Raw genomic sequence first — 12,882 nt, 5'->3', positions numbered from 1 at the left:
TCCTCGATTATGCGTTTGAATACAATGCCGGCTTGGGGGGCCAGGGATGACCGACCATTGGAATGCCATTCGCCGGCACTGGGAATTGCTCGGGCCACCGCTGCGACCGCCTGCCGAAGCTGTGGAAACTTACCAGCGTGAACTCTACCTTTCGGAGGCACATGTCGTTCTGCTCGGCGTGACGCCGGAACTCGCCGGGCTCGGCGCGACCATGATAGCCGTCGACGAATCCTCCGACATGGTCGCCGGAATTTGGCCAGGCGATACAGCGTCGCGAAGAGCCATCATCGGCAACTGGCTCGACCTGCCGGATTCCGGCGCAAGCGTCGACGCGGTGATCGGCGACGGCTGCCTGTCGGCGCTAGGCTTTTCAGCCGCGCGCGAGGCGCTGTTCGCGGCGATCGCCAGGGTGCTGCACTTTGACGGGCGCGCGGGCCTGCGTCTCTTTGCCTGTCCCGAGACACCGGACCATCCGGCAGCGATGCAAGCGCTTGCGCTTTCTGGCGGTGTCTCCACTTTCCACGAGCTCAAATGGCGCATCGCCATGACGGCGACAGGCCCCGCTCCCGACCATGCAATTCCAGTAAAGACGATAGCGGAAAGGTTCGACGCACTATTCCCTGATCGCCAAGAGCTTTCCGCGCGTACGGGCTGGGAAATGCCCGTCATCGCCACAATCGATGTCTATCGGAACTCCCCGGCCATCTACAGTTTTGCGCCAACCATGACGCTCATCGGCGAGGCGGAAGCGTTCTTCGATAACGTCTGCATTGTTCCAACCGGCAGCTACGGGCTCGCCGAGCGATGCCCGCTTCTGGTGCTGCGGTCGCCGAGGTGCTAAATGACCTGATGAAATTCTTCGCTTTCGCTACCGGTATCCGCCGCATTCTTCGCCACGATACAGCGAGAGCAAAATTTCGCGCGACAGAGCGATTGCGAGCGCCTTGACTCTCACGGGTCACCAGCCTATTTCAGCGCCACGTTAGCACTCGCCATCAGTGAGTGCTAACCACATGTCCGGCATCGCCGGACGGAGGAACTGTTCTCACCGTTCTCATTCGAGGAAGAAAAAATGGCAAAGTCGAAGTTCCGCCCGCTTCATGACCGCGTGGTCGTTCGCCGGGTCGAATCCGAATCCAAGACCGCCGGCGGGATCATCATCCCGGATACGGCGAAGGAAAAGCCGCAGGAAGGCGAGATCATCGCCGTCGGCTCCGGCGCCCGCGACGAAGCTGGCAAGCTGGTCCCGCTGGACGTCAAGGCCGGCGACCGCATCCTGTTCGGCAAGTGGTCGGGCACCGAAGTCAAGCTCAATGGCGAAGACCTTCTGATCATGAAGGAATCCGACATCATGGGCATCATCGGCTGATTATCGGCCTCATCGTCAACTGAATTCGGGCTTGACCCCAAGCCCTTGCCAGGAGCTAAAACATGGCTGCCAAAGACGTAAAATTCTCCCGCGACGCCCGTGAGCGCATGCTGCGCGGCGTCAACATCCTCGCCGACGCGGTGAAGGTCACGCTCGGCCCCAAGGGCCGCAACGTCGTCATCGACAAGTCGTTCGGCGCGCCGCGCATCACCAAGGACGGCGTCACCGTCGCCAAGGAAATCGAGCTTGAGGACAAGTTCGAGAACATGGGCGCGCAGATGGTCCGCGAAGTTGCTTCGAAGACCAACGACATCGCCGGCGACGGCACCACGACCGCGACCGTTCTGGCGCAGTCGATCGTCCAGGAAGGCCACAAGTCGGTTGCCGCCGGCATGAACCCGATGGACCTGAAGCGCGGCATCGATCTCGCCGTCACCGAAGTGGTCGCCGCGCTCGGCAAGGCCGCCAAGAAGATCAAGACCTCCGAGGAAGTCGCCCAGGTCGGCACGATCTCGGCCAATGGCGACGAGTCGGTCGGCAAGATGATCGCGGAAGCGATGCAGAAGGTCGGCAACGAAGGCGTCATCACCGTCGAGGAAGCCAAGACCGCCGAGACCGAGCTGGAAGTCGTCGAAGGCATGCAGTTCGACCGCGGCTACCTCTCGCCCTACTTCGTCACCAATGCCGACAAGATGGTTGCGGAGCTCGAGGACGTCTACATCCTCCTGCACGAGAAGAAGCTCTCCAACCTGCAGGCGATGCTGCCGGTTCTCGAAGCCGTCGTGCAGACCTCGAAGCCGCTGCTCATCATCTCGGAAGACGTCGAAGGCGAGGCTTTGGCCACGCTGGTCGTCAACAAGCTGCGTGGCGGCCTGAAGATCGCCGCCGTCAAGGCGCCGGGCTTTGGTGATCGCCGCAAGGCCATGCTGGAAGACATCGCCATCCTCACCGGTGGCCAGGTCATCTCGGAAGACCTCGGCATCAAGCTCGAGAACGTCGGCCTCAACATGCTCGGCCGCGCCAAGAAGGTGTCGATCTCCAAGGAGAACACCACCATCGTCGACGGCGCCGGCAAGAAGGCCGAGATTCAGGGCCGCGTTGCCCAGATCAAGCAGCAGATCGAGGAGACCACCTCGGACTACGACAAGGAGAAGCTGCAGGAACGTCTGGCGAAGCTCGCCGGCGGCGTTGCCGTGATCCGCGTCGGCGGTGCGACGGAAGTCGAAGTCAAGGAAAAGAAGGACCGCGTCGATGACGCCCTCAACGCGACCCGCGCGGCCGTGGAAGAAGGCATCGTTGCTGGCGGTGGCGTTGCCCTGCTGCGCGCTTCGGCCAACATCAAGTCGACCGGCGCCAACGCCGATCAGGCCGCTGGCATCAACATCGTGCGTCGCGCGCTGCAGGCTCCGGCCCGCCAGATCGCGGCCAACGCCGGTGCGGAAGCATCGATCGTTGCCGGCAAGATCCTCGAGAACAAGGGCGCGACCTTCGGCTACAACGCCCAGACCGGCGAGTATGGCGACATGATCGTCATGGGTATCGTCGATCCGGTCAAGGTCGTGCGCACGGCTCTCCAGGACGCGGCCTCGGTCGCCGGCCTGCTCGTCACCACCGAAGCCATGATCGCCGAAGCTCCGAAGAAGGACTCGGCTGGCGGCGGCATGCCTGGCGGCATGGGCGGCGGCGGCATGGGCGGCATGGGCGGCATGGATTTCTAATCCAGCCAACATGGCTGAGCTTACGGAAGGGCGGCCCTCGGGTCGCCCTTTTTCGTTCTCCCAGGCAATTCAAGGCCCCGAGCTTCGATAACCACTATGACAATTTAAGGCAGCATGGCGCGACACCGAACTGATGTTTCCGAAAGCCTCAGAGTGGGTGCTGGCTCGATGCCGCTGCCCGTGAGCGCGGACAGACGCGCTCGGCCTTCCTTGCTTCAGCCGCTCGCAAAGAAATTGTAGACTGATCTACGCGGCACTCTCCGCCCGCTGTGCCACCTTGCCGGCCAGCACGGCCTGTTCGACAAGCACCGCGACCTCGTCGGCCACCGCCTGTAGCGGGGCGCGGTCGCGGGTGGCGCGCGCGATCACCATCAGCCCTTCCAGCGACGATTCGACCAGCAGCGCCAAAGCACGCGCGCGGCGCTCGGGCACCCCTGCCCTGACGAAGGCCTCGCGGAGCAAGCCGATCCACTGCTCGAAAGCGGAGCGGCACAATTCAGCCAGCTCCGGCACATCGGTCGGCGAATCCAGGACCACGGGTGCGATCGGGCAGCCTAGCGTGAATTGGTTCTCCTCGAGCATGTGTCCGACCTCCTGATAGATATGATGGACGGCCACCGCCGGATCTCGCTCGGCGGACAATGCCTCGCCCAGTCTTTGCGTCACCTTGTCGACGCTGTCGCGCGTCACCTCGACGACCAGCTGGTCCTTGCCGCCGGGGAAATGGAAGTAGAGCGAGCCTCGCGGCGCGCCGCTGGCGCTCAATATGTCGTTGAGCGAAGTGCCGTGATAGCCGCGCCGCCGCAAAAGCAGTGCCGTCGCCTCGATCATACGGTTGCGTGTGTCTGTCGCCATGTCAGCCTCTGTCAGGAAATCGCATTATAGGGCTTGCATCGAATATGACAATCGGTCTACATAATATGTAAATCGGTCTACATATTTTGAGAAGGTCAATGCGCTGTTGGCTGGCAGCGAGAGGAAGTGGTTCCGGCGCATGAACTCGAATCATCAGCACAGGAGAAAGAGCAATGACAATTCGCGACGCATCGGCCGAATGGCACGGCACACTCAAGAAAGGATCCGGCCGGCTCAGGCTGGGCAGCGGCGCTTTCGAGGGCGCCTACTCGTTCCCGTCACGCTTCGAAAACGGCCCCGGCACCAATCCGGAAGAGCTGATCGCGGCCGCCCATGCCGGCTGCTTCTCGATGGCGCTCACCGCCATGCTCGGCGCTGAAGGTTATATCGCAACCGATATCCACACGATCGCCAAGGTGCATCTGGGCGCAACCTCGGCCGGCCCGACGATTACCCGCATCGAGTTGGAGACGCAGGCGAATGTCGCGGGGCTCGCCGCCGACGACTTCGAGCGGCTGGCGCAGTCGGCCAAGGCGGGCTGCCTCGTCTCGCGGGCGCTGGCTGGCGTGGCCACGATCACGCTGAAAGCAAACCTCGTAACACCATGAAAGGAAGGAGAAAAATCCAGTGACCCAGGAATTGATCATCGACATGGCCGCGGCCAACCGTTCCGGCGCAACGGCCGAAATCATGCGGCGCTTCAACGACGTGTTCCAGCGTCATGATCCCTCGTCACTCAACGATCTGGTGGCGCAGGATTGCGTGATCGAAAACACCACACCGGCCCCGGATGGCGCGCGCCGCGAGGGCAAGGCCGCGTGCGTGGAGCTATGGTCGGCGATCGCCACCGGACCCGGCACGCGATTCGATCTCGAGGAGACTTTCGTGGCTGGCGATCGCGCCACGATCCGCTGGCGCTACTGGATGGCCGACGGCCATTCGCTGCGCGGCGTCAATTTGATGCGCGTCGCGGACGGGCGGATCGTCGAGGCTATGGGCTATGTGAAGGGCTGAACCGGGTCGATCATCTGTCGGCCAGCGCCAGCTTGGCGCCGAGCATGACGAAGGCGCCGGCAAAGGTCCGCCGCATCCAGGTCAGCACCATTGGCCGCGACACGACATGGCTGCGGATCGAAGCGGCGAAAATGCCGTAACCGACGAACACGACAAAGGTGAGCAGCATGAACACGCTGCTCAGCTCCAGCATCTTCGACAGCGCGTTGGGTTCGGTGGTGCTGACGAATTGCGGCAGGAAAGCAAAGAAGAAGATCGACAGCTTCGGGTTGAGCACGTTGACGAGGATGCCGGTGGCGATCACCTTGCCGGGAGAGCGCGGCGCGACATTGTCCTCGACGCTCAGGCCGCCCTTTTCCTTCAGCGTGTTCCAGGCCATGTAGAGCAGATAGGCGACGCCGAGATATTTCAGCGTCTCGAAGGCGACGGCACTGGTGTGCAGCAGCGCCGCAAGGCCGGTGATGGCGGCCGCCATATGCGGGATGATGCCCAGCGTGCAGCCGAAGGCCGCGATGATCGACGCACGCGCACCGCGCGAAAGCCCGGCGCTCAGCGTGTAGAGAACGCCGGTGCCGGGCGAAGCCACGACGATCAGCGACGTCAACAGAAATTCGATGCTCAAGCCATCCTCCACAGCCCTGCCCGCGAAGAGCAAAGTACCGGGAGGCGCGGATGTCGGCAAGCGGCGCATTGCCCCCGCGAGGCATTAGCTTATAGGCAGCCCATGCGCCTTGCGCGCCATCAGGCACTCAGCATCGCCGGGCATGCAGGCACGGCAGACATCCGGCCGTAATTCATAGATGCCGCAAGCGGTCGACTTGCCGACTTCGCCGGAGAGGGCCGAACAGCGCACGCCCTCACAGCGCATGCCGGACAGGTCGGCCGCCACGTATTTTTCAGGAATACGGTCGAGCTGCGCGTCATCCTCGGTGGAGAAGCGCGGCCATTCGGCCGAATAGGAACAGCATGCCCCGCAACTCTGGCAGTCGAAGGCAGGAGGGCTGGACGTGGCCACCGGGGCCGGCAGACCCGGAGTGGCAAGGTTGCGATCGGCGTCCGGCGGCAAGACGCTACTTCTTCTTGCCCTTCGGTGCGTCGACCGGCGACTTGAACAGATCGGTCGCTGGCTCGGCGGCCTTCGGCGCGGCTGCCGGCTTGGCTGGCTTCGCGGCGGATACCGGCGCCGCGGGCTGGTCCTTGGCGGAGAATTTAATGGCCATGTCAGTCCTCGTTGTCGGAACGCGACGGCGCGCGTGGATTGCGCAAGCGGCCGATCAGGGCGGAAACCGCCGTGATGTTCATCTCCTCGGGCGACCAGTTCCTCGCTTCCGCGATGTGGTGCGGCGCCAGCTCACGATGGGTGCTGCCGCTGTAGGCGGCGTCCTGATAGGTCACCCGCTCCTGGGTCTTTTTGTCCTCGCGGACATATTCGATCAGGTAGTTCGGGGCTTCGGCGCGGCCGCGCACGCCGACGCGCACCTGGGCATCGCCATGGGCGCGCTTGCAGCGCTCGAGTTTCTCCAGCACGCGCCGGACATATTCGACCGGCTTGTCCAGGGTTTCGACCATGTCGGCGATGGTCGCATCGGCCGCGATCGGCGTTGGCGGTACGCGCTTGGTGGCCATCAGCGTTTTCCGGCTCGTTTTGGCAGCGCCGCGAGCGCGGCGGCGGCGGCCATGTCGTCGGCCTCCTTCTCCAGCCGCAGTTCGCGCAGGCGCGCGGTCTTGGCTTCCCGCGCCTGGCTGACGGCGTCGCGCTCGGAGATAATACGGTTAAGCGACATCGACTGGGTCTGCGTCTTGCTGAACAGCGACACGGCCGGATCGACGGCTGTCTTCGAATGGGCGGTCAAAATCTTTCTCCTGTCAGGAGCCTGGCACCGATAGGGGGACACCGGGTCTTCGGTCAGAACCATGCACAAGGCAATGCTGCAGCGTCCCTTAGCACGTTCAGCCCGATGCGCAGCGCATTTTCGGCGGCAACAAGCGTAAAATGAAAAAGGCCAGGCACCGCCTGACCTTCCCTGGAGCGCCGCGCATCCAGATGGACGCACAAGCAGGCTCCTCATGGGCAAAGGCCTTGGAAACTCAGGTTCCCGCGGCCATGCGCCCGAATTCGCCGTTCACCGGTGCCAGTACATCCGTGGTCACCGGGACGGCTGAATTCTTTCTTCAGGCCGCCTTCAACTGGTCGGCCGACATCTTGCCCGACTTGTTGTCGCGGACCATCTCGTAGCCGAGCTTCTGGCCCTCGACGATGTCGCGCATGCCGGCGCGTTCCACGGCCGAGATGTGGACGAAAACGTCGGCGGAGCCGTCGTCAGGCTGAATAAAACCAAAACCTTTGGTGGCGTTGAACCACTTAACCGTGCCGGTGCTCATGACGAACCCTTTCCATGGCAAATATTCGTTCGCCGTCATGCGGATGCACAACGCCGTCTGTCCCGATTTTTGATGTGGGAAGTTCGTCAAAGGCGCGCTCAAAAGCGCGAATAACAAAAGTCAGTCAAACAAATATCGATGATTTGCTTGTAGAGGCATTTTGGCACGATGTCAAATTTTGCTGCAAAGGGCAGCGGATCCCATTCATTCAAACCCGCCCGTTCGCCACAAGATGATCTCTCACCAGTTGTAGCGCAGCACGCCCTTGCCGGCGTAGCTGCGCGTGGTGTCGGAGAACTCGCCTTCGAAGGTCGCCGCAAGGGAAAGGCCGTTGTGCCAGCTCATCTCGGCCGACAAGCTGGTCAGCGCCGCATCGCGCGCCTCGGCAGCGCCGCCGACCGTAAACAAGGTTCCGGGCAAAGTCTGGAAAGTGGCGGAGACGCTGCGATCCGGATCCAAATTGTGAGCCCAGGCGGCACGACCACGCAGCGTCAAGATAGGGCCGTCGAGCTGCCAGGATTTGTCGGCGCGCAGTCCGATTTCGCCGCGCGTCGCGGTGATCTTCTTCGCATTGTAGCCAAGCCCGAAAGTGTCGGCGCCGGCAATTGCCTGCTCGCTGTAAGCCGGCATGTCGAAGCTGGTGAACTGGCCGGCCGCATAGGGGCTGAGCCCGATCCACGGTGTCGGCATGCGATAGCCGCCTTCCAGCCGGCCTGAGAAGGCGTTGGCATCGAAGCGCGCCCGCAGCCGGTCGCCTCCGATGGTGCGGTCGGTGGTGATATCCTGCCAGCCATAGGCCAGCGCAGCGGTGATGTAGGCCGGCCCGGCATTGTGGCGGAAGAAGGCACCGGCCTGGAACAGGTCCGAGCGGCCAGAGCCGCCATTGTCGACGCTGAAGCTGGTGCCGCCGCCGGCCAACGCAAAGCCGGCGACCGTATCCGGCGACAGCCAGTAGTCGCCTCCGAAGGCAGCTCCGTGGATATTGCCATGAGCAGCGTTGGAGCCAAGCGCCGTATCGCCGTCGCTGGCCTGCGATCCACCGAAGCCGGCCGTCCACATGCTCCAACGCGGCTCCAATGACGCCGCCGCGAAAGCCTGCGCGGACGGGCCCGCCGCCTCGTCGACATAGGCTAGCGCAGGCACGTCGCCGGCCTCCATGCCCGTGGCCGACAGCCCGCCACGACCAGCAATGGCCGGGTCGGTGAGCAGCGACAGGAACAGATCCATGGCGTTGAAAGTCGTCTGCTGCGTGCGGGTGGCGAGCTCGCCCGAGACTTCGGTCAACCCGGCGGGCGAGAGTGTGCCGAAAGCGGCCGGAATGCCGCCGTTGATGTTGAAATAGCCAGTCAGCGTGTCGGCGACAGCCTGCTGGTTCTGATTGAGGCCGCCTGGCGCGAAGGCCAGACTGAGATCGAGATAGGCGTGGTTGGCGTCGTAGCCGAGCGAAGCAGAAAAGTTCCGCGGCAGGTTTGCATCGCTCAAGGTGCCGAAAGTGCCGGTCACGCCGCCATCGGCGGTCAGGATGACGTAGCGGCGCTCGATGTAACCGCCGTTGGCGTAGACCGCGTCAACCGTTGCCCCGCCGAGCGCGGCAGCGCCGCCGACATTGGCCGCCGAAGCCGTCTGCGGATCGAGATCGACGCGGTATGTCGCCGCGGCAGCCATGGTCAGCGATCCCGACACTGTCATCGACGAGCCAGGCGTGCCATCGCCAGGCGCGAACGTGCCGCCGGTGACGTTGATATCGGCGGCGCTGCCGGTGCCGCTCAGCGTCCCGCCATTGAGCGTGGTCAGCCCCGCGATGCCGCCGTTGTTGATGGCCACGCCGGCATTGTTGATCAGCCCGTCCTTCAGCGCGCCGGCATTGGTCAGCGTACCGCTGTTGACGACAAGTCCCGAGAGCGTGCCACCGGCTGCCACCTCGATCGATCCGGTCGCCGCGTTGGCGATGCCGGCAGCGGTCGCGGTCAGCTCTCCACCTCCTGCCACGGTGAGCGAACCCGAGTTGGAAAGGTTGCCCTGCAGCGTGTAGTTGCCGGCCGTGCCGATCGCGAGTGTCGCGCCACTGGCGTTGACGAAGGTCGAATTGCCGGTAACCGCTCCGGTGACATTGAAGATGCCGGCGTTGTTGGCGATCACGCCGTCGATCGAGCCGGCGGTCGCGGTGACCGTGCCGCTGTTGGCAAAGCCGCCGGAGACGGCCCCAGCGCTGGTGAAAGTCGCGGCGTTGTCGACACCGCCGACAATGCGTCCACTGGCCGCGAGCGCAAGCGTGCCGGCACTTATCGTCGTAAGGCCCGTGTAGGTGTTTGCACCCGACAGCGTGAGCGTGCCCGGCCCCAGCATCGTCAACGCACCATTGCCGGAGATGACGCTCTCGACGGTAAGCGTGGTGTTCGCGCCCGGCGCAAAGCTACCGCCGCCGGCGCCAAGCACGATGTCGCGATTGGTCGCGAAGCTCGCGGTCGTGACCAGCGTGCCGCCGTCGAGGGTCACTCCACCGGCGATCGCACCGAGATTGGCGTCCTGCGAGATCGAGAGCGTGCCCTGGCTGATGGTCCACGGTGTCAGTGCCGTCGTCGTGCCGGTGAGCATCCAGGTGCCGGTGCCGGTCTTCTGATAGATGCCGAAGCCGCGATACTGCGCCGACGCGCCGATGGCCGAGACATTGAACGTGCCGTCGGTGTCGCCGCCCAGCGCGAAAGTATCGGCAGTCGAAAAGGCGACGACGCGGCCACTGATGACGGATGTGGAGGCGAGGGTAAGGCTGTTGACGCCACCGGTGAACTGGATGGCGCTGGTCTGTGTCACGCCGTTTCTGGCAAAACCGCCGGTGATGGTGCCGGCGTTGACGATCGCCAAGGAACCGCCGGTGATGGCGACTCCGCCGCCGCCATCCGCGCCGTTCGTTCCCCCGGTTGTGGGCGCGCCGCCGGAGCCGCCCTGGACCGAGCCGCCGGCGCCGATGCGAAGGTTTGCGCCTTGCCCAACTATGCCGGCGCCGCCCGTTCCGCCTGAGCCGCCGACAGATGTAGCGAAGCCGTTGCTACGCCCGCCGGCGCCGCCGACGCCGCCGCTGACCTGGCCGGAAATTGCGATGGTGACGCCGGCCGCAACCTGCAGGCCGGTGCCGCCTGTGCCGCCGGTGCCGCCCTTACCGCCAAGATTCGGTGTCGTGGCGGCGCCGCCTAGGCCTCCGGCACCACCCGTGATGCTGCCGGTGCTGGTCCCAAGACTGCCCCCGGCGAAAATTGCCCCGGTTCCTCCGGTGCCACCGGTGCCGCCGGTGCCGGTGAACGCCTTCAGAACAACGTTGCCGCCGATAGAGCCGGGAACGCCGGATGAGGCCTGTCCGCCTGTCCCTCCGGCCCCGCCGGTGATTGCGCCGCCATTGAGCAGCGTGGCGTTGGCGTTCGAGAACAGGACGCCGGCGCCGCCGGAGCCGCCGGAGCCGCCATTGCCGCCGATACCCGTCACTGTGCCCGTATTGAATGTAGGCCCGCCTTGCCCGCCAATCCCGCCGGCGCCGCCCCTGGCTCCGGTAACGCTGCCGGCGACCTGATTGGTGAAGGATGCGCCGGGCCCTGAAAACAACAGGCCGGCACCACCGCTACCGCCCATGCCGCCGGTTCCGCCCGTGGCTGTCTGGGCGGTCGGATAGGCAGCGCCGCCGTTGCCGCCATTCCCGCCGATGCCGCCCGCCGCCGACACGGCGGCGTTCGTGAACGTGCTGCCGGGAGCAACGAACTCGCGCCCGGCGCCTCCAGCGCCACCACCACCGCCGCCTGTGCCGCCGTCGGAATAGCGGTTGCCGCCCTTGCCGCCATTGCCCCCATTACCCGCAGCGACAACGCCGTTGCCGTCGAAGCCGCCACCGCCGCCGCCGCCGGCCGTCTCGTCGCCGCTGTTGCCGTTCGATCCCGGCTTGCCGTTGGCACTGCCGGCGGTGCCTCCGAGGCCGCCAGGCGTGCCACCGTCGCCGGCACCGCCGGCGCCGCCCGCGCTGCTGCCCGCCGCACCGCCGCCACCGCCGCCGAAGCCGGTGCCATCCGTGCCAGCGGCACCGGAGTAACCGACACCGCCCGCGCCGCCGCCGCTCGTTGCCACGCCGGAATTGCCACCATCGCCACCACCGGCATCGATAACCGTACCGCCGCCAGCGCCATTGCCGCCGGAGCCGCTTGCCCCGTCATTGCCGCTAGCGCCACCTATGCCGCCGTTCCCGAAGATCAGACCGCCGCTGCCACCATCGTCGGCATGCGCGGAAGCGGTGAACAGCGATGCCATGACGACGCCGCAGGCGATGGTCATTAGAAGGTGGTCCCGAACCGCAACCGTCGGGCGCGCATACCTTTCGATCTTGCAGTTCATTTGGCCCCCGGCTTTGCATACTCAAAAAACTTCAAACGCCGGCTCGATTCATGCATCGGCATGGCTCGCGCGAGAACGGACTCTTTTGCGTGTATTTCGAAGCGCTCGCGGGTGTCGCATCTGAGCCACTACCTGCACGTATGTTGTTGACGCGATCGGCTATGTGGGTAAAGCCGGGTCGTCGGGGACGACGAGTGCCCTACATTTTGGCGCAGTCGTATCGGTAACAACCGGCGTGGATGGGATCGCATGATCCAGCAAGAGCTTCGCTTTCATTCGCCAGACGAGATCCTCGCGCATCAGGCCTTCGCCGAGGCACGCGCCGTCTGGATCGAAGGCATGCTCGGCCTTTACGAGAACAATCCATTTCTCAGCCGGCTGCTCGCCGCGACCCAGCGCTCGGCGGTGTTCTTCAACACGCTCGTCCTGGATGCCGCGCACGACCCGACCGACCGTTCGACCTGGCCCACGATCGCCCTCGTGCAGGAGGTGATGGCCCCCTATGGCGTATCGAGCCGCCGCAACATCGAGACGATCGTCGCAAGGTTCGTCGAGACAGGCTTTCTGTCCCGCCATGAAGTTGCCGCGGACAGGCGCGTGCGCCTCTTGGTGCCCACCGAAAAGATGGTTGCGCACGACCTCGATTGGGTCAGGGTCTATTATTCACCGCTGGCCGTGATGTTTCCTGGCTGCGGCTACGCACCGCCAATGCGGCGCGATCCGATATTCAGGACTGCCGTGAGGCGCGCGAGCCGCCCAGGTCTTGGAGACGCGGTGAAGCTGCTGGCAAACAATCCGGCGATCACCTTCATCATGAACAGGGATGCCGGGATGATGGTGTTGATCAAGCTGGTGCAGACCGGGGCCGCCGCGGGCCCAGCCGCTCTGGACTTCAGCGACCTCGCGAAACGGTTTGGCATCTCGCGGACACATGTCCGCCGGCTGCTGCGGGACGCCGAACAGGAAGGACTGCTTGGATTGTCGAAGGCCAGCGTCACCCTCGAACCGCGTCTCGTCGCGGCCTTCGATCGTTTCCTCGCCGACTGCATGGCGGGATTCCACGCCCTGTTCCACTTCGCGATGAGTTCTCCCGAGATGGCAAACAGCACCGCGATCGGGTGCAAAGGTCCTACAGGATCGAGCTGATCGGCGGCAGGATCTCGTGGTGAAAAC

The 12,882-nt window shown here is 64.5% G+C and carries 14 protein-coding genes; 6 read left to right on the top strand and 8 right to left on the bottom strand.

The window, feature by feature from the left end; translation table 11 throughout:
* Positions 1-46 precede the first annotated feature (46 nt).
* The 3 genes from LB569_RS03955 to groL all read left to right on the top strand — a co-directional run bounded on the left by LB569_RS03955 (position 47) and on the right by groL (position 3,087).
* Complete coding sequence (locus LB569_RS03955) at positions 47-841, top strand: class I SAM-dependent methyltransferase (protein ID WP_224691163.1); 795 nt, start codon at positions 47-49, stop codon at positions 839-841.
* A 231-nt stretch (positions 842-1,072) separates the two neighbouring features.
* Positions 1,073-1,369, top strand: a complete 297-nt coding sequence (gene groES / locus LB569_RS03950) for a co-chaperone GroES (RefSeq protein WP_006203049.1) — start codon at positions 1,073-1,075, stop codon at positions 1,367-1,369.
* A gap of 62 nt (positions 1,370-1,431) precedes the next feature.
* Entirely contained in the window at positions 1,432-3,087 is a 1,656-nt protein-coding gene (groL, locus tag LB569_RS03945) for a chaperonin GroEL (RefSeq protein WP_140707162.1), read from the top strand.
* 246 nt (positions 3,088-3,333) lie between these two features.
* On the opposite strand, the gene LB569_RS03940 is transcribed toward groL, so the two are convergent.
* Positions 3,334-3,942 carry a TetR/AcrR family transcriptional regulator gene (locus tag LB569_RS03940; protein ID WP_224691162.1) on the bottom strand — a complete coding sequence of 203 codons (609 nt, stop codon included), beginning with the start codon at positions 3,940-3,942 and terminating at the stop codon, positions 3,334-3,336.
* Positions 3,943-4,115: 173 nt separating this feature from the next.
* Here LB569_RS03940 and LB569_RS03935 point away from each other — a divergent pair, with 173 nt between their 5' ends.
* Together LB569_RS03935 and LB569_RS03930 are read left to right on the top strand one after the other, a co-directional pair.
* Positions 4,116-4,550, top strand: coding sequence for an OsmC family protein (locus LB569_RS03935; RefSeq protein WP_224691161.1), 435 nt, complete (start codon positions 4,116-4,118; stop codon positions 4,548-4,550).
* Between the two features lie 19 nt (positions 4,551-4,569).
* Complete coding sequence (locus LB569_RS03930; protein WP_140707168.1) at positions 4,570-4,956, top strand: nuclear transport factor 2 family protein; 387 nt, start codon at positions 4,570-4,572, stop codon at positions 4,954-4,956.
* A gap of 10 nt (positions 4,957-4,966) precedes the next feature.
* On the opposite strand, the gene LB569_RS03925 is transcribed toward LB569_RS03930, so the two are convergent.
* The 7 genes from LB569_RS03925 to LB569_RS31780 form a co-directional block, all read right to left on the bottom strand.
* Complete coding sequence (locus LB569_RS03925) at positions 4,967-5,578, bottom strand: LysE family translocator (RefSeq protein WP_224691160.1); 612 nt, start codon at positions 5,576-5,578, stop codon at positions 4,967-4,969.
* An 84-nt stretch (positions 5,579-5,662) separates the two neighbouring features.
* On the bottom strand, positions 5,663-6,022 hold the full coding sequence (locus LB569_RS03920; protein ID WP_224691159.1) for a YkgJ family cysteine cluster protein: 360 nt from the start codon (positions 6,020-6,022) through the stop codon (positions 5,663-5,665).
* Positions 6,023-6,026: 4 nt separating this feature from the next.
* Positions 6,027-6,176, bottom strand: coding sequence for a hypothetical protein (locus tag LB569_RS03915; protein WP_224691158.1), 150 nt, complete (start codon positions 6,174-6,176; stop codon positions 6,027-6,029).
* Position 6,177: 1 nt separating this feature from the next.
* The gene (locus tag LB569_RS03910; protein WP_140707173.1) at positions 6,178-6,582 is read right to left on the bottom strand and encodes a hypothetical protein; all 405 of its coding nucleotides are present in this window, start codon (positions 6,580-6,582) and stop codon (positions 6,178-6,180) included.
* Positions 6,582-6,809, bottom strand: coding sequence for a hypothetical protein (locus LB569_RS03905; protein ID WP_224541154.1), 228 nt, complete (start codon positions 6,807-6,809; stop codon positions 6,582-6,584). Before LB569_RS03905 ends, LB569_RS03910 begins: the two co-directional genes overlap by 1 nt.
* A gap of 319 nt (positions 6,810-7,128) precedes the next feature.
* Positions 7,129-7,338 carry a cold-shock protein gene (locus LB569_RS03900; protein ID WP_010915421.1) on the bottom strand — a complete coding sequence of 70 codons (210 nt, stop codon included), beginning with the start codon at positions 7,336-7,338 and terminating at the stop codon, positions 7,129-7,131.
* A gap of 240 nt (positions 7,339-7,578) precedes the next feature.
* A complete protein-coding gene (locus tag LB569_RS31780) occupies positions 7,579-11,649 on the bottom strand; it encodes an autotransporter domain-containing protein (protein WP_263494221.1) in 4,071 nt (1,356 codons plus the stop codon).
* 399 nt (positions 11,650-12,048) lie between these two features.
* Between LB569_RS31780 and LB569_RS03890 the strand changes: the two genes are divergently transcribed.
* On the top strand, positions 12,049-12,855 hold the full coding sequence (locus LB569_RS03890) for a helix-turn-helix domain-containing protein (RefSeq protein ID WP_224691157.1): 807 nt from the start codon (positions 12,049-12,051) through the stop codon (positions 12,853-12,855).
* Positions 12,856-12,882 lie beyond the last annotated feature (27 nt).

The sequence above is a fragment of the Mesorhizobium sp. BH1-1-4 genome, assembly GCF_020165665.1.
In the GTDB taxonomy this organism is placed as follows: domain Bacteria; phylum Pseudomonadota; class Alphaproteobacteria; order Rhizobiales; family Rhizobiaceae; genus Mesorhizobium.
The sequence above is the reverse complement of the archived record's forward strand: the minus strand, read 5'-3'. Positions and strand labels throughout refer to the sequence as shown.

Excerpts from the sequence above, each read along its gene's own strand:
- LB569_RS03955 (WP_224691163.1), top strand. The coding sequence starts at position 47 with ATGACCGACCATTGGAATGCCATTCGCCGGCACTGGGAATTGCTCGGG.
- groES (WP_006203049.1), top strand. The coding sequence starts at position 1,073 with ATGGCAAAGTCGAAGTTCCGCCCGCTTCATGACCGCGTGGTCGTTCGC.
- groL (WP_140707162.1), top strand. The coding sequence starts at position 1,432 with ATGGCTGCCAAAGACGTAAAATTCTCCCGCGACGCCCGTGAGCGCATG.
- LB569_RS03940 (WP_224691162.1), bottom strand. The coding sequence starts at position 3,942 with ATGGCGACAGACACACGCAACCGTATGATCGAGGCGACGGCACTGCTT.
- LB569_RS03935 (WP_224691161.1), top strand. The coding sequence starts at position 4,116 with ATGACAATTCGCGACGCATCGGCCGAATGGCACGGCACACTCAAGAAA.
- LB569_RS03915 (WP_224691158.1), bottom strand. The coding sequence starts at position 6,176 with ATGGCCATTAAATTCTCCGCCAAGGACCAGCCCGCGGCGCCGGTATCC.
- LB569_RS03910 (WP_140707173.1), bottom strand. The coding sequence starts at position 6,582 with ATGGCCACCAAGCGCGTACCGCCAACGCCGATCGCGGCCGATGCGACC.
- LB569_RS03900 (WP_010915421.1), bottom strand. The coding sequence starts at position 7,338 with ATGAGCACCGGCACGGTTAAGTGGTTCAACGCCACCAAAGGTTTTGGT.
- LB569_RS31780 (WP_263494221.1), bottom strand. The coding sequence starts at position 11,649 with ATGACCATCGCCTGCGGCGTCGTCATGGCATCGCTGTTCACCGCTTCC.
- LB569_RS03890 (WP_224691157.1), top strand. The coding sequence starts at position 12,049 with ATGCTCGGCCTTTACGAGAACAATCCATTTCTCAGCCGGCTGCTCGCC.